Source organism: Bacillus sp. 275 (assembly GCF_001999205.1).
GTDB lineage: Bacteria > Bacillota > Bacilli > Bacillales > Bacillaceae > Bacillus > Bacillus velezensis.
In genome coordinates, this window is sequence record NZ_CP019626.1 from 2,705,931 (window position 1) to 2,731,610 (window position 25,680).

The 25,680-nt window shown below is 46.0% G+C and carries 22 protein-coding genes; 19 read left to right on the forward strand and 3 right to left on the reverse strand.

The window, feature by feature from the left end; translation table 11 throughout:
* Positions 1-83: 83 nt before the first annotated feature.
* On the forward strand, positions 84-1,367 hold the full coding sequence (locus BZ167_RS13140; RefSeq protein WP_031378316.1) for an ATP-binding protein: 1,284 nt from the start codon (positions 84-86) through the stop codon (positions 1,365-1,367).
* 29 nt (positions 1,368-1,396) lie between these two features.
* Here the strand turns inward: BZ167_RS13140 and BZ167_RS13145 are convergent, their stop codons facing one another.
* Entirely contained in the window at positions 1,397-2,485 is a 1,089-nt protein-coding gene (locus BZ167_RS13145) for an arabinose utilization transcriptional regulator AraR (RefSeq protein ID WP_020956364.1), read from the reverse strand.
* Between the two features lie 256 nt (positions 2,486-2,741).
* On the opposite strand from BZ167_RS13145, the gene BZ167_RS13150 reads away from it, so the two are divergent.
* From BZ167_RS13150 to BZ167_RS13235, 17 genes are all read left to right on the forward strand, one after another.
* Complete coding sequence (locus BZ167_RS13150) at positions 2,742-4,136, forward strand: arabinose-proton symporter AraE (protein ID WP_003151605.1); 1,395 nt, start codon at positions 2,742-2,744, stop codon at positions 4,134-4,136.
* Between the two features lie 264 nt (positions 4,137-4,400).
* The gene (gene cggR, locus BZ167_RS13155; protein WP_003151607.1) at positions 4,401-5,435 is read left to right on the forward strand and encodes a gapA transcriptional regulator CggR; all 1,035 of its coding nucleotides are present in this window, start codon (positions 4,401-4,403) and stop codon (positions 5,433-5,435) included.
* A gap of 33 nt (positions 5,436-5,468) precedes the next feature.
* Positions 5,469-6,476 carry a type I glyceraldehyde-3-phosphate dehydrogenase gene (gap, locus tag BZ167_RS13160; protein WP_007409954.1) on the forward strand — a complete coding sequence of 336 codons (1,008 nt, stop codon included), beginning with the start codon at positions 5,469-5,471 and terminating at the stop codon, positions 6,474-6,476.
* Positions 6,477-6,797: 321 nt separating this feature from the next.
* A complete protein-coding gene (locus BZ167_RS13170; protein WP_003151616.1) occupies positions 6,798-7,982 on the forward strand; it encodes a phosphoglycerate kinase in 1,185 nt (394 codons plus the stop codon).
* Positions 7,983-8,007: 25 nt separating this feature from the next.
* Positions 8,008-8,769 (forward strand): triose-phosphate isomerase, encoded by a 762-nt coding sequence (gene tpiA / locus BZ167_RS13175; protein WP_003151618.1) that lies wholly within the window; start codon positions 8,008-8,010, stop codon positions 8,767-8,769.
* A complete protein-coding gene (gpmI, locus tag BZ167_RS13180) occupies positions 8,762-10,297 on the forward strand; it encodes a 2,3-bisphosphoglycerate-independent phosphoglycerate mutase (RefSeq protein ID WP_003151620.1) in 1,536 nt (511 codons plus the stop codon). Before tpiA ends, gpmI begins: the two co-directional genes overlap by 8 nt.
* A 27-nt stretch (positions 10,298-10,324) precedes the next feature.
* On the forward strand, positions 10,325-11,617 hold the full coding sequence (gene eno, locus BZ167_RS13185) for a phosphopyruvate hydratase (RefSeq protein ID WP_007409956.1): 1,293 nt from the start codon (positions 10,325-10,327) through the stop codon (positions 11,615-11,617).
* Positions 11,618-11,785: 168 nt separating this feature from the next.
* A complete protein-coding gene (locus tag BZ167_RS13190; protein WP_077392104.1) occupies positions 11,786-13,066 on the forward strand; it encodes a M20/M25/M40 family metallo-hydrolase in 1,281 nt (426 codons plus the stop codon).
* 266 nt (positions 13,067-13,332) lie between these two features.
* Positions 13,333-14,667 (forward strand): nucleotide sugar dehydrogenase, encoded by a 1,335-nt coding sequence (locus BZ167_RS13195; RefSeq protein ID WP_007409958.1) that lies wholly within the window; start codon positions 13,333-13,335, stop codon positions 14,665-14,667.
* A gap of 48 nt (positions 14,668-14,715) precedes the next feature.
* Positions 14,716-15,846, forward strand: coding sequence for a DegT/DnrJ/EryC1/StrS family aminotransferase (locus BZ167_RS13200; RefSeq protein WP_061047068.1), 1,131 nt, complete (start codon positions 14,716-14,718; stop codon positions 15,844-15,846).
* A complete protein-coding gene (locus BZ167_RS13205; RefSeq protein WP_061047069.1) occupies positions 15,843-16,772 on the forward strand; it encodes an NAD-dependent epimerase/dehydratase family protein in 930 nt (309 codons plus the stop codon). Before BZ167_RS13200 ends, BZ167_RS13205 begins: the two co-directional genes overlap by 4 nt.
* Positions 16,738-17,994 (forward strand): aminotransferase class V-fold PLP-dependent enzyme, encoded by a 1,257-nt coding sequence (locus BZ167_RS13210; protein ID WP_061047070.1) that lies wholly within the window; start codon positions 16,738-16,740, stop codon positions 17,992-17,994. The genes BZ167_RS13205 and BZ167_RS13210 overlap by 35 nt, the downstream gene beginning before the upstream one ends.
* 11 nt (positions 17,995-18,005) lie before the next feature.
* Positions 18,006-18,887, forward strand: a complete 882-nt coding sequence (locus tag BZ167_RS13215) for a GNAT family N-acetyltransferase (protein WP_007409963.1) — start codon at positions 18,006-18,008, stop codon at positions 18,885-18,887.
* A complete protein-coding gene (locus BZ167_RS13220; RefSeq protein WP_007409964.1) occupies positions 18,860-19,618 on the forward strand; it encodes a WbqC family protein in 759 nt (252 codons plus the stop codon). Before BZ167_RS13215 ends, BZ167_RS13220 begins: the two co-directional genes overlap by 28 nt.
* Positions 19,581-20,258 (forward strand): PIG-L deacetylase family protein, encoded by a 678-nt coding sequence (locus BZ167_RS13225; RefSeq protein WP_007409965.1) that lies wholly within the window; start codon positions 19,581-19,583, stop codon positions 20,256-20,258. Before BZ167_RS13220 ends, BZ167_RS13225 begins: the two co-directional genes overlap by 38 nt.
* Positions 20,259-20,265: 7 nt before the next feature.
* On the forward strand, positions 20,266-21,186 hold the full coding sequence (locus BZ167_RS13230) for a sugar phosphate isomerase/epimerase family protein (RefSeq protein ID WP_032869649.1): 921 nt from the start codon (positions 20,266-20,268) through the stop codon (positions 21,184-21,186).
* Entirely contained in the window at positions 21,161-22,396 is a 1,236-nt protein-coding gene (locus tag BZ167_RS13235; RefSeq protein WP_020956358.1) for an MFS transporter, read from the forward strand. Before BZ167_RS13230 ends, BZ167_RS13235 begins: the two co-directional genes overlap by 26 nt.
* A 43-nt stretch (positions 22,397-22,439) precedes the next feature.
* Here BZ167_RS13235 and BZ167_RS13240 read toward each other — a convergent pair whose 3' ends face one another.
* Positions 22,440-22,901, reverse strand: coding sequence for a GNAT family N-acetyltransferase (locus BZ167_RS13240; protein ID WP_007409969.1), 462 nt, complete (start codon positions 22,899-22,901; stop codon positions 22,440-22,442).
* 131 nt (positions 22,902-23,032) lie between these two features.
* Between BZ167_RS13240 and BZ167_RS13245 the strand changes: the two genes are divergently transcribed.
* Positions 23,033-24,823 (forward strand): zinc ribbon domain-containing protein, encoded by a 1,791-nt coding sequence (locus tag BZ167_RS13245; RefSeq protein WP_061047071.1) that lies wholly within the window; start codon positions 23,033-23,035, stop codon positions 24,821-24,823.
* A 40-nt stretch (positions 24,824-24,863) separates the two neighbouring features.
* On the opposite strand, the gene BZ167_RS13250 is transcribed toward BZ167_RS13245, so the two are convergent.
* Positions 24,864-25,574, reverse strand: coding sequence for a hypothetical protein (locus BZ167_RS13250; RefSeq protein ID WP_007409971.1), 711 nt, complete (start codon positions 25,572-25,574; stop codon positions 24,864-24,866).
* Between the last annotated feature and the right edge of the window lie 106 nt (positions 25,575-25,680).

Consider the following 25,680-nt stretch of genomic DNA (forward strand, 5'->3'; position numbering starts at 1 on the left):
TTGTGCAATAATACGAAATTTCATACTATTATGATATTATTTAATAGAAAAATTTTCTTGAAATATAGGGAGGGAATAAAAATTTGGATGTTTCTTTGAAAGATGTTTTTGGTATATCGCGGAATGTTTTAAAAAGTTATGTTGATAGACAACAAATTGATGAGGATTACCAAGATAAAATTGAACTTACGGATCATCACATCGTAATATATGGTGAAACAAAAGTAGGAAAAACATTATTAAGAAAAAAATATGTAACCAAAGCTGAAAACACTATAGTGATAGACTGTACGAAGGGAGTTGATTTAGCTGATATTTATACACAAATTTTATACAAATCTGGTGTGGAGATATCTGATAACTTCTCCAAAAGTATTGAAAAGTGCTCAAAAATTGATAGTCAAGTAGAGGCAAATCTATTTCAATTTTTAAAAGCGAAAGTGACCGGAGATTCATCTGAAAAAGAGTTATTAAGTGAATCAGGAAAAATGGATCTTCCCAAGACCGTAAGTGTCAGAGTGGCTGAATCACTGAAGGAAAAAGGTATTCAGTTTATCGTACTGGATGACTTTCATTATTTAAATTTAGTCGATCAATATCTGTTGGCTTTTGACCTGAAAATGTTTTATCAAAGCGGCTTAAGATTCATTATAATTGGGACGAAAATTATAAATGGCTATTTTGAAAAATTTAATGGAGAATTATCTCAAAGAATTGATTATATTGATGCTACTAAATGGTCTACTACAGATTTAATGAATATAAAGAGTAGAGGCTGTAAAGAGCTGAACATAGACATTAGTGAAAATGTAACAAATTATTTTATAGAGGCATCTAGCCAAATAGTTGCTGTATATCAACAACTTCTTTTTGACTATTGTCGTGAAAGTGGGATAAGAAAGAGAAGTCAGAATTACATTGTTCTTGACAGTGTTGAATTAGCTAAGGAATGTAATGCTCTGTATTATAAAAGAGTAAGCGAGGAATATCTGACAAAAATTCAAGACATTGCAGATGGAGAAAGAAAAGCGAAGCTGAAGTTATACTATTATATAATGAAAATTGTGTTAACGTCTGATCCAGATATAGCGAGGAGAGGATTTTCTTTTCAGTATTTATATGAGAATATTCACCGAATCCATGAGAAAAAGTCAATAAATCATGGTGCGCTGACCTCTGTGCTTAATCACTTCGATGAATTGCAATCCAAAAAGGATATCTTTCCAAAGGTCTTTACATACTATGATAAAAGACTATATATTTCAGATTCGTTATTTTATTATATTTTAAAGCATTTTAATAAAGAAAATATAGATGATGTTCTTCCACCTCATGATTTTCAGCTTAGTTTTCAATTTAATGACTGATGGGCAGATACTATTGTATCTGCCCATTTTTATTCGCCGATCCGCCTGACTGAATTCCGGATAACGAGTTCCGGTTCATACACGACGTCATCCTTCTTCGGTTTTTTATGCTCTAAGCAGTCGATGACGTATTTTGCCGCCGCTTTCCCCATAATGGATTTCGGATGCTTGACAGAGGTGAGCTTCACCTCGGAAATCTGGGCGAAATGTGAATCGTCATAGCCCATGACCGATACGTCATCAGGCACCTTTAACCCGAATTCCCTGAGAAGATTAATCGTCTTCAGCGCAATTTCGTCATTGTAGCAAAGAATGGCCGTCGGGTGTGACCCGCTGTTTTGCTCAAGGGTATGCTTAATTTTTTGGAGAAGCACGGTTTCTTTTTCTTCAGTCGTGTAAGTGACGATCATGTCCGGAGACGGGAAAATCCCGCGCTCCCGGTGCGCCTGGAGATAGCCGTTCATCCGTTTGACGCCCTGCGTGTCATCCGCTTTAAAGATTCCCATAATGTGCGTGTGGCCGAGGGACATGACGTATTCGCAAGCCATCATGCCGCCTTTGACATCATTGACGGAAAAGCTTGGTGCGGCCAGCTCCGCATAAGAGGCGTTAATCATGGCAAACGGAATGCCGTTTTTCTCCAGATTGAGATAGTAGCCGATGTTGGGCGTCTGCAGCGCGCTTTTCGTAGGCTCGACAATCAGCCCGTCTATATTTTTGGACAGCAGGTTTTCAAGACCGCGCCGTTCACTTTCTGTATTGTTGTTGGTGCTCGTCAGCAGCATGGAATAGCCCTGTTCGCTTAAATAAGATTCGATTCCCCTGATGATGCTCGGGAAAATATAGTCTGATATGTACGTTGTAATGACGCCGATCGTTTTGTTTGAATGCATGGCTGATTTCGCCGTGCGTGAAGCGACGAAGGTGCCTCCGCCCTGAACGCTGTACAGCAGCCCCTGCGAGACCAAATCTCCGATCGCCTTTCTGATGGTATGGCGGCTGACGCCGAACTGCTGCATCAGCTCATTTTCCGTAGGCAGCTTTTCGTCCGGCTGTATTTTTCCTTGATTCAGCCATGAACAAATTTCTTCTTTTACTTGAGCATATTTCGGTAGCATATCAATTCCTCCAAAATGTATACGGACAAATCCTAGTATAACATAGTAAGCCCTTTCATCAAGCTGTAAAAATAATTGACAGATTATGAAAAACTGCTTATTCTTTATTTGTACGTACTAATTTTCCTTATTTTTAGATAAAATTCTTTATAAGTACGTACAAATGTGGCGGTTCTGAAGAAAACAAAGCAACATCAAGCGCCGCACTCAGATTTGTAAGCGTTTTTATTCTATTATTCGCGGGAGGGTAAAATTCATGAAGAATCACCCGGCACCAATTGGCTCAAATGTACCTGTCACTCGGCAGCATTCCAAGTGGTTTGTCATTCTCATCTCATGCGCGGCCGGACTGGGAGGGCTTTTGTACGGTTATGACACGGCGGTGATTTCCGGCGCCATCGGTTTCCTGAAAGATTTGTACCGCTTAAGTCCTTTTATGGAAGGGCTCGTGATTTCGAGCATTATGATCGGCGGTGTTTTCGGCGTCGGGATTTCCGGATTTTTGAGTGACCGTTTCGGACGGAGAAAGATTTTGATGGCAGCGGCGCTGTTGTTTGCGGTGTCAGCGGTTGTCTCTGCGCTTTCTCAAAGTGTGTCTTCCTTAGTGATCGCCAGAGTCATCGGCGGTCTGGGAATCGGCATGGGCTCCTCGCTTTCTGTCACGTATATTACCGAAGCCGCTCCGCCGGCCATACGCGGCAGTCTGTCTTCACTGTATCAGCTGTTTACGATATTAGGGATATCCGGCACTTATTTTATTAACCTCGCCGTCCAGCAGTCCGGCTCGTATGAATGGGGAGTGCACACCGGCTGGCGGTGGATGCTCGCTTACGGCATGATTCCGTCCGTCATCTTTTTTATCGTGCTGCTTATCGTGCCGGAAAGTCCGCGCTGGCTTGCGAAAGCGGGGCGCCGGAATGAAGCCCTCGCCGTGCTGACGCGCATTAACGGCGAGCAGACCGCGAAAGAAGAAATCAAACAAATCGAAACGTCTTTACAATTAGAAAAAATGGGGTCATTGTCTCAGCTGTTTAAGCCGGGGCTGAGAAAAGCGCTTGTGATCGGGATTCTGCTGGCTTTATTCAATCAGGTTATCGGTATGAACGCAATTACGTATTACGGGCCGGAAATTTTCAAAATGATGGGCTTCGGACAGAATGCGGGGTTTATCACGACATGCATCGTCGGTGTCGTTGAAGTGATTTTCACCATTATCGCGGTTCTTTTAGTCGATAAGGTGGGCCGGAAAAAGCTGATGGGGGTCGGATCTGCCTTTATGGCGCTGTTCATGATCTTAATCGGAGCATCCTTTTATTTTCAGCTGGCGAGCGGTCCGGCTTTAGTCGTCATCATATTGGGATTCGTCGCCGCTTTCTGCGTATCGGTCGGGCCGATTACGTGGATCATGATTTCGGAGATCTTTCCGAATCACCTCCGCGCACGCGCCGCCGGTATTGCGACGATATTCTTATGGGGGGCCAACTGGGCGATCGGCCAGTTCGTGCCGATGATGATCAGCGGGTTAGGGCTCGCGTACACCTTCTGGATATTCGCCGTCATTAATATTCTCTGTTTCTTGTTTGTCGTGACGATCTGTCCTGAGACGAAAAATAAATCATTAGAAGAAATAGAAAAACTCTGGATAAAATGAAAGCGTTTTACGACAAAAGTCCGCTCCGGCGGGCTTTTGTCTGTCACCTTCATTCCGTTTCTGTATATAATGACTGTATCAAGGAGATACTGGAAAATCCTGCGAAGAATGTCGAGGAATTGACCTTTAACAGTTGAATTAACAAAGTCATCCTGTTAAAATAATTAAAGAAAGCAGACATAATTTTTTTTGGCTATGATGGGACGTTTTTTGTCATAGCGGGACATTTTCTGTCCAGTATGAATAGGAAGGAACGTTTGAGTCATGAACCAGTTAATACAAGCTCAAAAAAAATTATTGCCTGATCTTTTGCTTGTGATGCAGAAAAGATTTGAAATCTTGCAGTATATCAGGCTTACCGAACCGATCGGCCGCAGAAGTCTTGCAGCCAGCCTCGGATTGACCGAGCGCGTTCTCAGAAGCGAGGTTCAGTTTTTGAAAGAACAGAATCTCATCGATATTAAAACAAACGGCATGACAATGACGGAAGAGGGCTATTCACTGCTTTCGATTCTGGAAGATACGATGAAGGATGTTTTAGGGTTGACGCTTTTGGAAAAGACATTAAAAGAGCGGCTTAATCTGAAAGACGCCATTATCGTTTCCGGAGACAGCGACCAATCTCCTTGGGTCAAAAAAGAATTAGGGAGAGCGGCCGTTGCATGTATGAAAAAGAGATTTTCAGGCAAAAATATCGTCGCTGTAACCGGCGGTACGACAATTGAAGCCGTCGCCGATATGATGACGCCGGATTCAAAAAACCGCGAGCTCCTGTTTGTGCCCGCAAGAGGCGGTTTAGGCGAAGATGTGAAAAACCAGGCGAACACCATATGCGCGCATATGGCGGAAAAGGCTTCAGGCACTTACCGGCTTTTGTTCGTTCCCGGGCAGCTGTCACAAGGCGCCTACTCATCTATTATTGAAGAGCCTTCCGTAAAAGAGGTGCTTCACACGATTAAATCAGCGAGTATGCTCGTTCACGGAATCGGCGAAGCTAGAACAATGGCGGAGCGAAGAAACACGCCTTTGGAAGATTTGAAGAAAATAGATGACAATCATGCGGTGACAGAGGCATTCGGCTACTACTTTAATGCGGACGGAGAAGTCGTTCACAAGGTGCATTCAGTCGGAATGCAGCTCGATGACCTCGATGCCATTCCCGACATTATCGCGGTAGCGGGCGGATCATCAAAAGCAGAAGCAATCGAAGCTTATTTTAAAAAGCAGCGAAACACGGTTCTCGTCACGGACGAAGGAGCCGCAAAGAAGTTATTAAGGGATAACAGTCCCTCAATATAAATATCTCTCACTTATTTAAAGGAGGAAATAATCATGGCAGTAAAAGTCGGTATTAACGGTTTTGGTCGTATTGGACGTAACGTATTCCGCGCAGCATTAAACAATCCTGAAGTTGAGGTAGTAGCGGTTAACGATTTAACAGACGCTAACATGCTTGCTCATCTTTTACAATATGATTCCGTACACGGAAAATTAGATGCAGAAGTTAAAGTTGACGGCAGCAACCTTGTTGTTAACGGCAAAACAATCGAAGTTTCTGCTGAGCGCGATCCTGCGAAACTCAGCTGGGGCAAACAAGGCGTTGAAATCGTAGTTGAATCTACTGGTTTCTTCACAAAACGCGCAGACGCTGCGAAACACTTAGAAGCAGGCGCGAAAAAAGTTATCATCTCTGCACCTGCTAACGAAGAAGATATCACAATCGTTATGGGTGTTAACGAAGACAAATACGATGCGGCTAACCACGATGTTATCTCTAACGCATCTTGCACAACAAACTGCCTTGCGCCGTTTGCAAAAGTACTTAACGACAAATTCGGCATCAAACGCGGTATGATGACAACTGTTCACTCTTACACAAACGATCAGCAAATTCTTGATCTTCCGCACAAAGACTACCGTCGTGCGCGTGCAGCAGCTGAAAACATCATTCCTACATCAACTGGTGCTGCTAAAGCAGTTTCCCTTGTTCTTCCTGAACTGAAAGGCAAACTGAACGGCGGAGCTATGCGTGTGCCGACTCCAAACGTTTCTCTTGTTGACCTAGTTGCTGAACTTAACAAAGACGTAACGGCTGAAGACGTAAACGCAGCTCTTAAAGAAGCGGCTGAAGGCGATCTTAAAGGAATCCTTGGCTACAGCGAAGAGCCATTAGTATCCGGAGACTACAACGGCAATGCTAACTCTTCTACAATCGATGCTCTTTCTACAATGGTTATGGAAGGCAGCATGGTAAAAGTAATCTCTTGGTACGATAACGAAAGCGGCTACTCTAACCGCGTTGTTGACCTTGCAGCTTACATCGCAAAACAAGGTCTTTAATTCATAGCTCCCGGAAAGGGCCGGACTTGGTTCTTTCGGACAGAAACGCTATAATGAAAGCGGACAAGGGAAGGGGACGGACTCCCTTTCCCTTTTTCCATGAGAACCGGCTTTCAGAAAGCGCCGGATTGCTGCAGAACGTCCGCGTTTTGAAGTTTCCGCGGCACTTTCGTTTTCTGAGCCGCCTGCCCTGGCTCAGAAGACGATCTGCCCCGTGCCCGGAAGCTGCAATCTGCCCCGCGGCGGAAGCATCATGAGGCGGTTTCACGTTTCACGTTTTTCGTGCTATGCAAACCATTTTGAAGGAGGATCTCCTAAGGCATGAATAAAAAAACAGTAAAAGACATCGACGTAAAAGGCAAAGTCGTATTCTGCCGCGTTGACTTTAACGTTCCAATGAAAGACGGGGAAGTAACAGACGATACTCGTATCCGCGCTGCGCTTCCAACAATCAAACACCTTGCAGACCAAGGCGCGAAAGTCCTTCTTGCGAGCCACTTAGGCCGCCCGAAAGGCGAAGTGGTTGAGGAGCTTCGTTTAACTCCTGTCGCTGCACGCTTAGGCGAACTGCTCGGCAAAGAAGTGAAAAAAGCGGATGAAGCTTACGGCGATGCTGTAAAAGCACAAATTTCTGATATGAAGGACGGAGACGTTCTTGTATTGGAAAACGTACGTTTCTACCCTGGTGAAGAGAAAAACGATCCTGAGCTTGCTAAAGCATTTGCTGAGCTTGCGGATGTATATGTCAATGACGCATTCGGTGCTGCCCACCGTGCTCACGCATCTACAGCCGGAATTGCCGAGCATCTGCCGGCGGTTGCAGGATTCCTGATGGAAAAAGAGCTTGACGTTCTCGGCAAAGCCGTGACAAATCCTGAGCGCCCGTTTACGGCAATCATCGGCGGCGCGAAAGTAAAAGACAAAATCGGCGTAATTGAAAGTCTGCTTGATAAAGTGGACAACCTGATCATCGGCGGAGGTCTTGCTTACACATTCGTAAAAGCGCTTGGTTATGAAGTCGGTAAATCTCTTCTTGAAGAAGATAAAATCGAACTTGCAAAATCATTCATGGACCGCGCGAAAGAAAAAGGCGTTAAATTCTATATGCCGGAAGACGTTCTCGTTGCTGATGATTTCTCTAACGATGCAAACGTCCAAATCGTGCCGATCTCTGAGATCCCAAGTGATTTAGAAGCGATCGACATCGGAACGAAAACCCGCGAAACGTACGCTGAAGTTATCAAAAACAGCAAACTTGTCGTATGGAACGGACCGATGGGCGTATTCGAAATCGACTTGTTCGCTCAAGGCACAAAAGCAGTGGCTGAAGCATTGGCAGAGGCAAACGATACATACTCTGTCATCGGCGGAGGAGACTCTGCGGCAGCCGTTGAAAAATTCGGCCTTGCTGACAAAATGAGCCATATCTCAACAGGCGGCGGCGCATCCCTTGAATTCATGGAAGGCAAAGAGCTTCCAGGTGTAGCTGCGCTGAACGATAAATAAAAACTGCTATAAGGAAGTGGAACAGATGAGAAAACCAATTATAGCCGGTAACTGGAAAATGAACAAAACACTCGGCGAGGCTGTCAGCTTCGTTGAAGAAGTGAAATCTTCCATTCCAGCAGCAGACAAAGCGGAAGCCGTTGTTTGCGCACCAGCTCTTTTCTTAGAAAAGCTGACTTCTGCTGTTAAAGGAACTGACCTGAAAGTCGGCGCCCAAAACATGCATTTTGAAGAAAACGGTGCGTTCACAGGTGAAATAAGCCCGGTCGCTCTGAAAGACCTTGGCGTGGATTACTGCGTCATCGGCCACTCTGAGCGCCGTGAAATGTTCGCTGAAACTGATGAAACAGTTAACAAAAAAGCGCATGCCGCTTTCAAACACGGCATTGTGCCGATCATTTGCGTAGGTGAAACGCTTGAAGAGCGCGAAGCCGGAAAAACAAATGATCTTGTTGCCGATCAAGTGAAAAAAGGTCTTGCGGGTCTTTCTGAAGAGCAAGTTGCCGCTTCCGTTATTGCGTACGAGCCAATCTGGGCAATCGGAACAGGCAAATCTTCTACAGCGAAAGATGCTAACGACGTCTGCGCGCATATCCGTAAAGTCGTTGCTGAAAGCTTCAGCCAGGAAACTGCTGACAAGCTCCGCATTCAATACGGCGGCAGCGTAAAACCTGCAAATATTAAAGAATATATGGCAGAGTCCGATATTGACGGTGCTTTGGTCGGCGGCGCAAGCCTTGAACCGCAGTCATTCGTTCAATTATTGGAGGAAGGTCAATATGAGTAAAAAACCAGCTGCACTCATCATTCTTGATGGGTTCGGATTACGCAATGAAACAGTCGGAAACGCAGTCGCACAAGCGAAAAAACCGAATTTCGACCGTTATTGGAACCAATACCCTCATCAGACGCTGACGGCATCAGGCGAAGCAGTCGGACTGCCTGAAGGACAGATGGGGAACTCTGAAGTCGGTCATTTGAATATCGGCGCAGGACGTATTGTGTACCAAAGCTTAACACGCGTGAACGTTGCCATCCGCGAAGGCGAATTCGAACGCAATCAAACGTTCCTTGACGCCATCAAAAACGCGAAAGACAACGACAAAGCGCTTCACCTGTTCGGCCTTCTTTCTGACGGAGGCGTACACAGTCATATCAATCATTTATTCGCGCTGCTGAAGCTTGCGAAAAGTGAAGGACTGACGAAGGTGTATATTCACGGTTTCCTCGACGGCCGCGATGTAGGTCCGCAAACAGCGAAAACTTACATTCAGCAGCTGAATGAGCAGATCGAAGAAATCGGTGTCGGCGAAATCGCCAGCATTTCCGGACGCTACTACTCCATGGACCGCGACAAACGCTGGGACCGTGTGGAAAAAGCGTACCGCGCAATGGCTTACGGCGAAGGCCCGTCTTACCGCAGCGCGATGGATGTAGTCGACGATTCATATGCGAACGGCATTCATGATGAATTCGTCATTCCGTCCGTCATCACAAAAGAAAACGGTGAACCCGTTGCGAAAATTCATGACGGCGATTCTGTGATTTTCTATAATTTCAGACCAGACCGCGCCATCCAGATTTCAAACACGTTTACCAACAAAGATTTCCGCGATTTCGACCGCGGTGAAAATCATCCGAAAAACCTGTATTTCGTCTGCCTGACTCACTTCAGTGAATCTGTTGACGGATATGTGGCTTTTAAACCGGTAAACCTTGACAATACGGTCGGTGAAGTATTGGCACAGCACGGGTTAAAACAGCTTCGCATTGCAGAAACTGAAAAGTATCCGCACGTTACGTTCTTTATGAGCGGCGGCCGCGAAGAAGAATTCCCGGGCGAAGAGCGCATCCTCATTAACTCGCCGAAGGTCGCGACATATGACCTGAAGCCTGAAATGAGCGCGTATGAAGTGAAGGATGCTCTTGTAAAAGAAATCGCGGCTGACAAGCACGACGCGATCATCCTGAACTTTGCAAACCCTGACATGGTCGGCCACTCCGGAATGGTTGAACCGACGATTAAAGCAATTGAAGCAGTGGACGAATGCTTAGGCGAAGTGGTTGACGCCATCATCGCTAAAGGCGGACATGCCATCATTACCGCTGATCACGGTAATGCAGACATTCTGATTACAGAAACAGGCGAACCGCACACTGCCCATACGACAAACCCAGTCCCTGTCATTGTGACGAAAGAAGGCGTGACGCTGCGCGAAGGCGGAATCCTAGGCGACCTCGCACCAACGTTATTAGACCTTCTCGGTGTTGAAAAACCGAAAGAAATGACCGGAACATCTTTAATTCAAAAATAAGCGTAAATCAAAAGGAGAGACAAACTCATGCCATACATTGTTGATGTTTATGCACGCGAAGTCCTTGACTCCCGCGGCAACCCAACAGTTGAAGTTGAAGTATATACAGAAACAGGAGCTTTCGGCCGCGCATTAGTGCCAAGCGGAGCTTCTACAGGTGAATACGAAGCGGTTGAGCTTCGTGACGGCGACAAAGACCGTTACCTTGGAAAAGGCGTGTTAACTGCTGTTAACAACGTAAACGAAATCATTTCTCCAGAGCTTCTCGGCTTTGACGTAACTGAACAAAACGCAATCGATCAGCTTTTAATCGAGCTTGACGGAACTGAAAACAAAGGCAAACTCGGTGCGAACGCAATCCTTGGCGTATCTATGGCTTGTGCGCGCGCAGCTGCTGATTTCTTACAGATTCCTCTTTACCAATACCTTGGAGGATTCAACTCAAAAACGCTTCCTGTACCGATGATGAACATCGTAAACGGCGGAGAGCACGCTGACAACAACGTAGACATTCAAGAATTCATGATTATGCCTGTAGGCGCGCCTAACTTCCGTGAAGCGCTTCGCATGGGCGCTCAAATCTTCCACAGCCTGAAATCAGTTCTTTCTGCTAAAGGAATGAACACAGCTGTAGGTGACGAAGGCGGATTCGCTCCGAACCTTGGTTCTAACGAAGAAGCGCTTCAAACAATCGTTGAAGCGATCGAAAAAGCCGGCTTCAAACCTGGCGAAGAAGTGAAGCTTGCTATGGATGCTGCATCTTCTGAGTTCTACAACAAAGAAGACGGCAAATACCATCTGTCTGGTGAAGGCGTTGTGAAAACATCTGCTGAAATGGTTGACTGGTACGAAGAAATGGTTTCTAAATACCCAATCATCTCTATCGAAGACGGACTTGACGAGAACGACTGGGAAGGCCACAAACTTCTTACAGAGCGTCTTGGCAAAAAAGTTCAGCTTGTCGGTGACGACCTTTTCGTTACAAACACGAAAAAGCTTGCTGAAGGTATCAAAAACGGCGTAGGCAACTCTATCCTGATCAAAGTAAACCAAATCGGTACATTGACTGAAACATTCGATGCGATCGAAATGGCGAAACGCGCGGGCTACACTGCCGTTATCTCTCACCGTTCAGGTGAAACTGAAGACAGCACAATCGCTGACATCGCTGTGGCAACTAATGCAGGACAAATCAAAACAGGTGCTCCGTCCCGTACGGACCGTGTTGCGAAATACAACCAGCTTCTTCGCATCGAAGATCAGTTGGCTGAAACTGCTCAATACCACGGTATCAACTCTTTCTATAACTTGAATAAGTAATGGAATGGACGCCGGGAGATATTCTCCCGGCGTTTTTTTATGCTCCCGGGCTTTTCCCTCCTTTTTCATCATCTTCATTTGGTCAATAATATTCATTTTTCCCCTTTTTAAAGGAATCAGTGTTCTTCAATCGAAAGGGAAGAGGTGTTAATAAGAGGAGGGATTATGATGAAATTTTCATTTATGTCAGCCGCGGTGGCAGCAAGCGTCATATGGGGCGCGTCTGCCGGGCCGCTGTCCGAAACTCATGCTTATTCAGCCGTGGCCGCGCCGGTTTTTGATGCTGATGAGGCATTGGACACGATGCATGATCTGAGTGAAACCATCGGACCGCGGGAAACCGGAACTGCGAAAGAAAAGGAAGCGGCTGAATACATATCGAATCGCCTGCGGGCTCAGGGCGCCAGTGTCAAAGTACAGTCATTTCCATTGAAAAAGTACTTTTCAGGTTCAGTCACAGCGGGAGATCATGAATTCCCGCTCCGCTCCGCTGATCAATCCGCTGTTGAAAAAGAGCTGAGAATTGAGGGAGGGATTTTTGACGGCGGCTGCGGATCACGCGATGACGTAATAGGAGCCAAAGGAAAGATTGCAGTGATACGCGAAGGAAAGATCCCCGTTTCTCAAAAGATCAAACATGCCGAACAAGCGGGAGCCAAAGCAGTCATTATTTATAATCAGACAACAAAACCGCTCGCCGTCCGTCCGCATACCGATAAAGGAATCACGATACCGGCGGCGGGTATGAAAAAAGAAGACGGTGAAGCACTGCTGCAGGAAAAGCAGGCAGTCATTCAATTTAAAAACTATAAAAACCGCACCTCACAAAATATTATAGGAACGCGCAAAGCGGCACAGGCCAACTCTTCTGATGCTGATATTATTTATGTCACAGCGCATTATGACAGCGTAAAAGGCGCGCCCGGAGCGGATGATAACGCCTCAGGCACATCTGCCGTTCTGGAAATCAGCAAGCAACTCAAACACATACCGAAAGACAAAGAGATCCGCTTTATCCTGTTCGGTGCAGAAGAATTATGGTCTGCGGGTTCATCTTATTACGTCAGTACACTCACGAACAATGAAAGAAAGCACAGCCAGGCCAATTTTAATGCCGATATGATTGCGACTGACTGGGAAGAAGCGAGTCAAATGTGTGTCACGACTCCTGACGGCAAGGAAAACCCGAGCGTCCGGTATGCTGAAAAAGCCGCTGAAAAATCCCGGTTGGTCAAGCCAAACCTGATTCAGCTCGGTTACTCAGACCATGTCTCTTTTTATGAAGCAGGGATTCCGTCGGCTAACTGGATTTGGCTCAGCCCCGATACACAGGAGCCGGGGCCTTGGTATCACACCGAGAATGATAATATGAAACACATCAGCAAAGAACGATTAGAGAAAGCGGGATCACTCGTTTCTGCGGCTGTAACTGAGGCAGTGAAAGAATAAAAAACAGGCTTCAGCCTGTTTTTTTTATATTGTTTTCTGTATATTCTCTCAATTAAGGGAGATTTTCTCACTCGTTACCAGATATATACCATTTGACAGGATTTTATTTTACAAATAAAAGAAAAATAAATAGATAATACCTAATTTATAAAAGGATGTAAAACTCATTTATCAAATTTTAACTTTTGTTATAATTGCGATATCGATCGATATTTGTTTTAAATTGTAAAAAACAATACTCTTTTCTATCTATTAGGGGGCGAAAAATGAATACTGTCACAAAAGAAGCCAGCAACCTTGGTCAAAAACGGCTGTTACATCTGATTGAAACGAAGCAGGCGATTGTAGGCGTGTTAGGCATGGGATATGTGGGATTTCCTCTTGCGCTGGAATGTGTCGATAAAGGATACAATGTTATCGGATTCGACAAAAACAGTGAAAAGGTTTCCTTGTTAGCCGCCGGAAGCAGCCATATTCAAGATATAGAGGACGACAGACTGAACTCGGCTTTACAAACAAAACGCTTTCAAATCAGCGCCGACATGTCGCTCATCCAAAAATGCGACATCATTGTGATATGTGTGCCGACACCCCTGAACAAAAAAGACAAGATCCCCGATTTAACCTACATCGACAGTGCAGTTGACAGCATGATTGCTTATGGAAGGCAGCATCAGCTTTTAATTTTAGAAAGCACCACCTATCCCGGAACAACGAAAAAAAAGATTGCCGACAGAATGGCATCAAGCCGCGGCATGAAAATAGGAACAGACTTTTTTACGGCTTATTCTCCGGAAAGAATCGATCCGGGCAACAGGCAATATGAAGTTTCAGATATTCCTAAAGTAGTCGGCGGAACCACACAGACTTGCACAGAACTTGCCTCAGCGTTTTACAGCACCATTGTTACAAGCATTCACCCGGTCACCTCACCCGAAGTAGCTGAAACAGCTAAACTCCTAGAGAATACTTATCGTTATGTCAATATAGCTCTTATCAATGAAATGGCGCTTAATTGCCGTGAACTTGATATTGATATATGGGAAGTCATCTGCGCGGCGGACACGAAGCCGTTCGGCTTTCAAAAATTTATCCCGGGCCCCGGAGTCGGAGGCCATTGTATCCCGATTGATCCTTTTTACTTCAAATGGATCGCGAATGAAAAAGGGCTGCAGACAAAATTAATTGATCTCGCGGACGAAATCAATTCCAACATGCCGATTTCTGTCTCTGACTATGCTTTGAAACTGGCGGGCAAAGACAAATGCAGCATCTTAATAATAGGGGCCGCTTATAAAAAAAATACAAATGACCCGCGTGAATCCTCAGTGTTTACGATAATGGAAGAATTGATGGACAAGGGATGCGCGATTGATTATCATGATCCGTTTATCAGCGAGATCCGCTTGAATGACGGAAGCTGCAAACAATCTGTCCCTTTCACAAAAGAACAAATCAATCAGTACGACGTCATCATCATTCATACAGATCACGATGTAATCGACTACAGTATTTTGAAGGATGCCTCACCGATTATCTTTGACACAAGAAATGTATGTAAGGAAAAATCAGCCGACAATTGCAGAGTTGTCACTTTATAGGAGGGAACGGTCATTAGTAATCGATTTATCTCTTTTCACAGACCTGATATGACAAACGAAGAAATCGCAAGCGTAACCGAAACGATTCAATCGGGCTGGATTTCGAAAGGCCCGAAGGTAATCGATTTTGAAAAAAAGCTGGGAGAATGTATAGGAGCCGAACACGTCATCAGCTGTAATTCAGGCACCGCTGCCTTACATATGGCTTTATTGGCGCTCGGTGTGGGAGAAGGCGATGAAGTCATCGTGCCGAGCTTCACGTTCTGTTCCAGTGTCAATGTCATCCTGCACGCCGGAGCCGTTCCGGTGTTTGCGGATATATGCGAGAAAAGTCTATGTGCCGATCCTGAAGATGTCAGGAAGAAAATAACGCCGCGCACAAAAGCGGTAATTGCGGTTCATTTTGCCGGCTATCCGGCTGATCTGGAAAACTTGCAATCCATTTGTAAAGAAAACGGATTGTATCTGATTGAAGACGCCGCTCATGCGCTTGGTACAAAATATAACGGAAGCATGATCGGCACTCACGGCGATGCCGTGTGCTTCAGCTTTTATGCCACCAAAAATATTACAACAGGGGAAGGCGGAGCCCTCGTCATGAAAGACGAACAGGCCGCAGAAAGAGCGAGGCTGTACGGATGGCACGGCATCACAAAAAATGCCTGGAACCGGTACGGTGAAAAAGGCAGCTGGAGATACGACGTTTTACTGCCGGGCTTTAAATATAATATGACGGATATTCAGGCCGCGCTCGGTCTGGTTCAATTGAAGCGCGCAAACGACATTCAAGAAAAACGGGAACAGATCGCTCAATTTTATGTACGTGAACTGTCAGGCCAATCTGACAAAGCGGCGCTTCCGCTTTCTGACATTCCAAACGGCATAACGCACTCATGGCATTTATTTATTTTGCGCATTCGAGAAAACGGCGGTATGGACAGAGATCTGTTTATTGAGAAAATGAAAGAAAAACAAATCGGGCTGAGCGTGCACTTTATTCCCGTGCATATGCATCCTTACTATAAAAAACATTTTCCTGCCGAGCTTCCGGTAACTGAACGTGTTTTCCGGGAGATCGTGTCACTGCCTCTTTACAGCCAGTTATCAGATGAGGATTGCAGCTATATTGTCAAGTCTATAAAAGAAGTTTTGACTATCAGCCAGGAGGTAGGATCATGAAACATATTGCGATTATCGGAGGAGCCGGTTTTATCGGAAGCGAACTGGCGGCATTATTACAGGATAAAGGTTATCACACCATCATTGCAGACCAAAGGAAGCCGGCTTTTGACACTGAATACCGCCAAACGGATATCCTTGACCGGACGTCCCTCCGCGAATCACTGCGGGGAGCGGATGCGGTTGTCCATTTGGCGGCAATGGTCGGAGTGGACAGCTGCCGAAGCAATGAAGAAGACGTCATACGGGTCAATTTTGAAGGAACGAAAAACGTCACTGAGGTATGCGGTGAATTGGGAATCAGCACACTTCTTTTCTCATCGAGTTCAGAAGTGTTCGGAGATTCACCGGATTTTCCTTATACCGAGACAAGCAGAAAACTTCCGAAATCAGCTTACGGAAAAGCCAAACTGCAATCAGAGGAATATTTGAGAGAACAGGCTTCCGACGAACTTCATATTCGGGTCGTCCGGTACTTTAATGTATACGGGCCGAAACAGCGCGAGGATTTTGTCATCAACAAGTTTTTCAGCCTGGCCGAGAATGGCTCTGAGCTGCCTCTTTACGGGGACGGCGGACAAATACGCTGCTTCAGCTACATCAGTGATATCGTCACCGGAACTTATCTCGCTCTCATTCATGAAGGAGCCGTCTTTGAGGACTTCAATATCGGGAACGACCAGCCGATCACGATAAAAGAACTGGCTGAAAAAGTCAATGTGCTCTCAGGCAGAGAGAAGGATAACTATCTGTTTAAAAAGCTGGGCGAAGACGGCGTGAGGGGAAAAGACATCGAAATTTTTAAGCGGGCGCCGTCAATCGAGAAGGCGAAACGTTTGCTCGGTTACGCTCCGAAAGTAAGTCTGAATGAAGGCCTGGAGATCATAAAAGATGAAAGACAAAAGCACAAACTTTCACTTTCCTAAAAACCCGGAAGTGGTCAAATATCCCGTTTATCCCGGACAGTTTTCCGTCAGCGGCCGTCTGCGCGCAGTGAAACACTTGCTTACTGCCGGACAAAGCGGACTGACTGAAAAACTGGAAAAACGTTACGGGAAAGGGGTTGTGCTGACATCCAGCGGCAGTGCGGCACTGGTGCTCGCATTAACTTATTCGGGAGCCGGGCCGGGGAAAGAAGTGATTTTCTCATCCTTCAGCTGCCCGAATGTCATTGATGCCGTACTGCAATCCGGTGCGACGCCTGTGTTTGCGCAGCTGGATGAGCATCTATCCTTATCGTTCGGGGATGTCAAAAAAAAAGCGACAAGGCAGACGTGTGCGGTTATCCTCACACATGTATACGGCCGGAGAGAAAATACCGCTATCATTGACTGGGCGAAGGAAAACGGAATTGCTGTCATTGATGATGCCGCTCAAGCCATGTTTACAAAACAAGCCGATACATTTGCCGGCGGTTTGGGCGATTTCGGCATTTTAAGCTTCGGCCCCTCAAAGCCGCTTGCGAGTATCGGAGGCGGCGCGTTAATCGCGCCGAAAGAATGGCTTCGGCAAAAAGCAAATCTCCCGATGGAACAGCGCAGCCAAGTGGCAGCTGACTATCGAATCTATATCAGAAATCAAAGAATCCAAGCTGTAATGAAACGGAAACGGCATCATCCTATTTCATATATGTTTAGAAAAGCGGGCGCCATGCCTTCCATGAAAGCCACAAAGCTCGAAGCTCTGCCGGATAAACCGGCTGTTGTACCCGTGCTTCGTATGCATCCGGCAAGGGAAGCCATTATTGATGATCAGCTTTCACGTATAGATCAGCTTGTAACAGCTTCGCTCCAAAACTTAGAGACGGCGGGAGAAATCTTTGCAAAGGCGGAAGAAACAAACGGCATAAGAATGATCCAGCCCCAAGAAGGAGAACATCTGAATTATTTAACAATTGTATTTCCCCGGGATGAAGAGCGGTACGGGTGTTCCGTTTATTTAGCTGAAAGAGGCATCCAAACATGCTGGAACTACCTTCCCCTCGGACGTATTCCGATTTATGAAACATACGCGGGGGAAGGCGGGGAAGACCCGCTTTGGAAGAGAGTTCTTTCCCTGCCGTTTAAACCTCCTCTTCAAAAGGAGCAAGTCAGATATATAGCCGAATCCGTTTTATCATATTGTGAGCAACAGAATAAGACTGAATAGTGGTGATAACTATGCAAAAAACAGCAGTATGCACGACCCGCCAGGCATGGGATCGGGCCGCTGACATGTATCAGGCGGGATTGTTTCAAAGCTATGATTGGGGAATCCTCATGGAAGAGCTTCCCGGCACGTCATTTCACCCTGTCAGACTGACAACGGACGGAGGACAAGTCATCTATCTTCCGCTTTTTGAACAGAAGGGCGTATTATCCGGCAACATGATCGGATACGGCGGCGTTATTTCAGATCGCCCCATCTCATTTGAATGGCTTCAAAGTGAAATCCAGGCCATATTCGGCCGGAACATATCCCGGATGCTGCTGCCGTACGGTCAGACTTCTTTTACAGAAGAAATCAGGGAAGGATGGACGGAAAAGGCAACGCGGATTCTTTCGCTTCCGGACACGTTTGACGAGCTTTGGACGGGCATTTCCGGAAAAGCCCGGACGGCAGTCAGATACGCTGAAAAAGAGAATATTGTCACCCGGCTGATCGGGCGAAAAGAACTTGGCGCGTTTTATGACCTCTACAAAGAGCATACGGCGGCAATCGGCGCGGCTTATGTGCTGAGCCAGGGCTTTTTCCAAAGACTGCTTGACACGTTTGCGGACCGAATGTTTTGGGTCGGAGCATATCAGGATGAGACGCTGATCAGCAGCAGTATTTTTCTCTATGACCGCTCTCATTTCTATTATTGGCAGAATGTAAACAGCCTGGCGGGAAAAAAAGCGCAGGCCTCTTACTTATTGATGCGTGACGCCCTGCAATTCGCCATTTGCCGCAAGCTTCAATGGGCTGATTTTGGCTATTCACACAGTAAAGAAATCGCGAGACCGAAACGATATTGGGGAGCTGAAGAAAAACAATGCCGACTTTTTACGAAACCGGAATGAAAACAATAAGCGGCCATCAATCCAGTTATCTGCCGTGGTACGGTTTTTTTGAAAAAATGTATAAGTCGGATCTGTTTGCCATTCATGACACAGCCCAATTTGAGAAAAAAGGATTCCTCAACCGCAACAGAATCAAAACGCCGCAAGGCCCCAGATGGCTGACAGTGCCTTTGCAGATGAAACAATATAAAGACATAGAGCTTCGGCATATGAAAATCGACCAGACACAGGATTGGCGGAAAAAACATTGGATGGCGATTAAAATGAACTATGCGAAAGCTCCCTATTTTGAGCGATACCAGCATTTTTTTCAAGATGTCTATCAGCGGGAGTGGGAATATCTCCATGATTTGAATATGCACATCATTGAATTTTTCCGAAAAGAGCTCCGAATTGAAACGCCGCTCTGTTATGTCTCTGAGCTTGAATGCCGGAAGGAGAAAAAAAGCGATTTTGTTTTAGCGCTTTGTCAGGAGCTGGGGGCGGACCGTTATTATTCAGGCAGTCAGGGTTCCGACTATTTAATAGAAAGCGATTTTGAAAGAAACGGAATTGTCATTGAGTATCAGCAGATCCGACATTTTGGCTATCCTCAATTATTCGGGGAGCATATCCCTCACCTCTCCATGCTCGATATGCTGATGAACTGCGGAGCGGATACAGCTGAAATGTTAGTTAAAGGAGGGCAATATGATGAAAGTAATGGTATTTGCAGCGCATCCCGACGATGAAATTATCGGCGTCGGCGGCACGCTCGCCAAACATGTCCGCCAAGGTGACAGCGTGTCGGCAGTCATTATGGCGGAAGGCAAATCATCAAGAAAAACGGATTACAAAAAGCCTGAAGATTCCGTTATGGAGCATTCTAATCAAGAAACGGAGCAGGCGCTCAGCACTTTGGGCATCCATGATTTTGTCAGGCTGAACCTTCCTGATAACAGAATGGATTCAATGGATTTGCTGGATGTCGTGAAGGAAGCGGAGAAACAAATCAATCGTTTTCAGCCTGACATTGTGTATACCCAGTACGGCGGTGACATTAATATTGACCACTCCGTCGTATTCAGAGCGGTCATGACGGCAACCCGTCCGCTTCCCGGTCATACGGTAAAACGGGTTTTTGCCTATGAAACATTGTCTTCGACGGAATGGAATTACTGTCAGAAGGATCAGTTTCATGCCAATTTCTTCGTTAATATTGAAGACGAGCTTGAAACGAAATTGAAATCGATGGCGTGTTACGGCTCCGAGCTCAGAGACTTCCCTCATCCCCGCTCTTTGCAGGCGATCGAACATAATGCCCATGTGTGGGGAGCAAAATCGGGTTTTACCGCTGCGGAAGCGTTTATGCTTGTGAGAGGAACATGGTGACTGTCCTATGATTGCTCAAATTCCGTTTTTCGGACTTGATCCGAAGCAAATCGATGAGAAATGGGTGGAAGCGGGATACGGTCTGGAAGCGAATATTTTTGACGGCCATTCCTTTGAGGAAGCGGATTATATCAAAACATTTAATCAGACGCTGGAATATGCGAAACAGCTTGATCCTTCATTATTGACGCTGCATTTCCCGACAGATCATGCCGATTATGTGAATGAAGATCACATCAAAAAACAGCTTTATCACTTTGCGGAGCTCGCTGTGAAATACGGCGCCAAAGGCATAACCGTTCATGCGAATCAATTTATGACGGTTGAGGAATTTCAAGTCTATGACCTGGAAGGAAACCGTAAAAAAATCGTTGAGTTTTTCGCGGAGTTTGATGAGCGGCTGAAAGGGACGGACATCTGGATCGGTGTGGAAAACCTTCCGATCATCGGGAATCTGGGAGAGGATTTTGATCCGATTTTCATTTATCCTGAGGATTTTACAGAGCTGGTGCAGATGGATCTGAAGCATGTCGGTATTACGTGGGATCTGTGCCATTGGGCGATTACCTATCAGACTCACTTGTCTTCCGCGCTTATGTTCAGAAATGATCAGCTGAAATATCCCGATTTCTTTCAGTTTCTGTCGATAAAAGAGAACATTAAGCATTATCACTTCAGCTCATTTCGCCAGCTTGCGTTCCCGCATGGCGGCGTCCGCTGTTTTGAGGGCCGCCATCCGAGTGAAGGGACGATCGCTGAGGAGCTGCTGAGACGGGCTGCAGATACTTTGCAGGAGCTTTATCGGAATCAAGATACCGGCATTGTATTTGAGGTGATGGAAGAGGATTATACGGAAAGACGGGAATCATGGAGAACGCTGGAATGGTTCGGCGGTGTTTCTGATGACGAGGATCAAAAAAGGGCCTGATATGACATATCGAACACCGAACTATGCAAAGCTTTGGTGTGCACAGGTGTTTTCTTCAGCAGCGGACGGGGTCTGGCTTATTGCACTGCCGCTGTTAGTGCTGGAATTGACCGGCAGCAAAATTCTTGTCGGCGTTATTTCTTTTATCGAACTCGTGCCGTTGACATTTGGCGTGCTGGCGGGACCGCTGATTGATTTATTCCGAAAAAAGTCGATCTTGTATTTGTGCAATACGGGCCGGGCCGTCATCATGATCCTCTTGGCGGTGCTCAGCGCGAACGATTTATTAACCGTGTGGATAGCCGGGGTGTGCGCCTTTTGTCTATCTCTGCAATCGATGCTGTTTGCGCCGGCGAAAGTCGCGATCATTCCGCTGCTCGTCCGCAAACAGCATCTTGATCAGGCGACATCTCTGATCAATACGAGTGACTTGATCGGACTCATCGTCGGAAAATTGATCAGCGGGATCATGATTGCGGCTATTCCGTTCGGGATGCTGTTTGCCATAAACGGAACTGCTTTTTTTATCTCTGCGGCATTTATCGCGTTTATTCGTATTTCAGAACAGCCCAATGAAAAAAGCAACGGAACTGAAGATGTAAAAGCCGGTTACAGAATGCTGAAAGGAAATGCGGCATGGCTGACATCGGTCGGATACTTTTTCGTCGTAAATCTCGTCATTGCCGGCCTTATTTCAGTAATGGGGCCGATTCTTGCTGTGGAGCGTTTTCAGCAGAACTATTCTGTATGGTTTGCCGTCATGTATTCAATGTTTCAGGCGGGGATGCTTTTGGGCAATCTGGCCGTATTTTTCAAATGGAATACAAAACGCTTGAACCGGCTGTACCCGCGGACGTTAACGGCAGCGGGACTGCTCATTATGCTCCTGTTTTTTCCCCTTCATGGATTTGAGTGCATCATCTTCCTGGTGCTTGGCATCATCATCTCGTATATTGATGTGCAAACGGTGCTGTATTTCCAAAAGACGGTTCCGGCCGCATATTTCGGAAGGGTCTTTGCACTGATTTTTTCCATTGTCAAAATGGGTGAACCGCTGTCGGCCGCTGTCTACACAGGGCTTCTGCTGTTGATGAATGCGGATTATATTTTTGCGGCGGTCGGACTGACCCTTACGATCGTTTTTGCTGTTTTTTCAGTCAGACAAGGGAGTCAAAGAAATACAGAGAAACAAGCGGATCAATCCGTCTGAATGGTAAACGAAGGGGCGCCGATGTCAGCCGGCGCCCTTTTTATCATAAATCCAAATAAAGCCGTATCATATCCCGGCATTGAATGCCGTTTTCAAAAATGTCTTCATCATAATGTCTGATAAAAAAATCATGGTCGACAGCCTGAATGCGGAATCCGCATTTTTGATAGAGTGACAGCTGATGAATACTGGAATTTCCGGTGCCGATTTCAATCGTGTCAGCCCCCGATTGTCTCGCTTTTTCAATGGCGTCCCGCACCAGCTGTTTTCCGAATCCCCTGTTCTGCAGCGATTCTTTTACCGCGATGTTTACGATTTCTATCGTTTTAGGCCTTGTTTGCAATAAAACGTAAACCCCTGCAAGCTCGTCTGACGTCCAGGCCGTATAGCATTCTCCTCTTACAAGATAATCATCGACAATCTCTTTCGACGGATCGGCCAGCAGCAATAGTTCATACAGCGCTTCATCCGGCTCCGCGGCTTTTCGGATGCTCAGTTTTTGCATGTCCGTTTCTCCTCCTCCGTTATGATCGACAGCTATTTTTGAAAATAACTCCAAAATCATTCTACTTTATTATAAAATATGAAACATAGGAAAAGTTATACAAGTTTTGCAGATTGAATAGGAGGAAAGTCATGTTTTTTTGTAAGCATTGCGGCCAGCAGAACAATGAAGAAGCGCATTTCTGTAAAGAATGCGGAAAACCGATCGGGAAAGGAAGCCGGCTGGAGCGGCAGGCGGCTGTAAAAGCGGCTGAACCTGCTTCACAAATGAGAAAGCCGATCCCTAAAAAAACGCTCTTCATGTGGGGCGGCATTGCCGCAGCGCTGATCTTATTGATTGCCGCATATAAAACCGGAGCCTGGCTGACATCTGAAAAAAGGCTCACGGATCAATTCGAACAGGCGGTTCATGACGGGGACACGAAAAAGCTCGCAGCCCTGCTCACTCCTTCAGACAAAAAACTGAAGCTGAATGAGACCAATGTCAAACCGCTCCTTGCATACGCAAAGAAACACGATGAACTGCTGGCAGCGCTTCGCGGCAATTCATCAGAAACAGATGCGGTATATGTCAAAAAAGAGGGAAAAACCCTTCTTTTGTTTGACCATTACGAACTGAAAGTCGATCCGGTTTATTTCCGCGTCACAAGCAATTATAAAGGCGCCGATCTTTATATCAACAGCGAGAAAACAGGTACGGTCAAAAAAGCCGATGAAACCCAAATCTTCGGCCCGTATGCACCTGGTGTCTACACGGCGGAAGCCAAGCTTAAAAATGAGACGGTTGACGTTGTCAAAAAGCAAGAGGCAGAGGCGGCCGGAAGCCGGAATGTTGAGTTTGACCTGCCGTTAGACGCCGAGGATGTGACATTCACTCCGGCAGATAGCTTCAAAAGCGCGAAAGGCGATCTGCTGATAAACGGCAAGTCCGTCCATAAAGATCCGTTTACATCCGTTACATATGGTCCGCTCTTAACTGACGGTTCCATGACAGCCGCCGTGGAGGCTGATTTTCCTTGGGGGAAAATGAAAACTGCCGATGTCCCGATCAACAGTACTGATGTGGACTTAACGCTTATCCCGGATCAAGATACACAGCAAACAATCATGGACACGATTGTCAAAACAACGAAGCAGTATACAAAAGCGATGGCAGACGGAAATACCGATCAGATGACCGAGGCTGGTTCCGCCTGGAAAGAGCAGACGAAAGAAGTGGTATCCGGCATGAAGAGTTCCGGCACCTTTTTGAAGGATCAGTATAAAGAGACAAGCTTTGATCTGGATTCATTTGCGATTTCTCAAGAGAACGGCCGCTGGCAAGTAACTGTTACGGGTAAAGAGCTTCATGAGTCTGCTTATTTCGACGGGAATACGAAGCCTGATATGGAAGAGGCTGAGCCGAGCTTTCACTATGTACTCTCATATGATACAAAACATAAAAAATGGGTTTTCGAAAAAGCTGACCCTGCCTCAGATTCTTCTGGGACAAATGTAAAAAAAATAAAAAACGACCAGCCGAAAACCTATACATCCGCATGGGCATCTTCCAAAGGAAACACAGCTTCAGGCAGCGTGACAAACGAGCAAGTCACATCGTTTATGACTGATTACCTGACAAATCAATCAAGCGCCGTCAGCCTTAACAATTTTGCCATCATGGCGGGTAATTTAGAAGAGGGAAGCCCTTTGTATGCTGATCAGCAGAAACTGGTCAAAAAACTGCACAGCGAGGGGACGACCGAAGTATTTAATGAAGTGAATGTCAAAAGCTTTTCACAGAAAGGCTCTCATCTGACGATTCACACGTACGAGGAGTTTTATATTACGAAAGCCGGCGGCAGTCCGAAGCTCAGAACATATAATTGGACGTATGGCGGCATTGTTAAAGACGGAAGAATTTATTTAACATCCATTCAATAAAAAAACCCCCGCGCCAATCAGGCGGCGGGGGTTTCCGTTTTTAAAAGAAGAAATAATTCATGAGTTCTTTTATATAATGCTTGATCGTGAATTGAAACGTTACGCAAATGATCAAATAGATGACGATAACAGAATAAATGATATCCGCCTTAGTAGTGAGCTGATGCTGATAGCTCGCCAGCATGAGCGGAGGCACGGCAAACGCCGCTCCTAAAAGACCGACAGCCAGAATGGTGAAGCAAACGGTTGTATGAAGCAGCATAAAAATGAGGGCAAGAAGCAAAATAGCTGTAAACGGAATCAAAAATGCCCCGAATCGGGACAGCGAATCTTTAAATGACACCTGCGCGCCGCCGGCCTTCAAAGCAATAAAAATCAAGAGATACAGGCAAAAAACGCATAATGCAAAGGTAAGCGCCGGTTTGACCACAATCGCGGTAAAACTGACGTCACGAAAGCCGTCTGATAAGAGAATATAAAACATAATCGGCGTCACCAGGCAGAAAAGCACCATGTTGATGATGCTGCTGACAAGCTGTTCGCCGCCTGTCGTTTTACATGTTTGGTACGGTCGCTTTAACACATCAAGCACGAATAAGGCAAATTGCTTTGAAGCCTGCTTAGCCGCGGCGCCGGCCTGAGCGGCCTGGCCTTGCGTTTGGCCTGCGCCTCCCTGCCCGGGCTGGGGCGCCCCGCACTTTTCACAAAACTTTCCGCCATCAGTATGATGGCCGCATTGAGAACAATACATTCTAAAACTCCTTTTACAAGTAATATAGGGATTTTGTTCAATATTTACATTATAAAAGAAAATAGGACGGATGTAACGGAGTTTTCTAAAGATATACAAATCACCT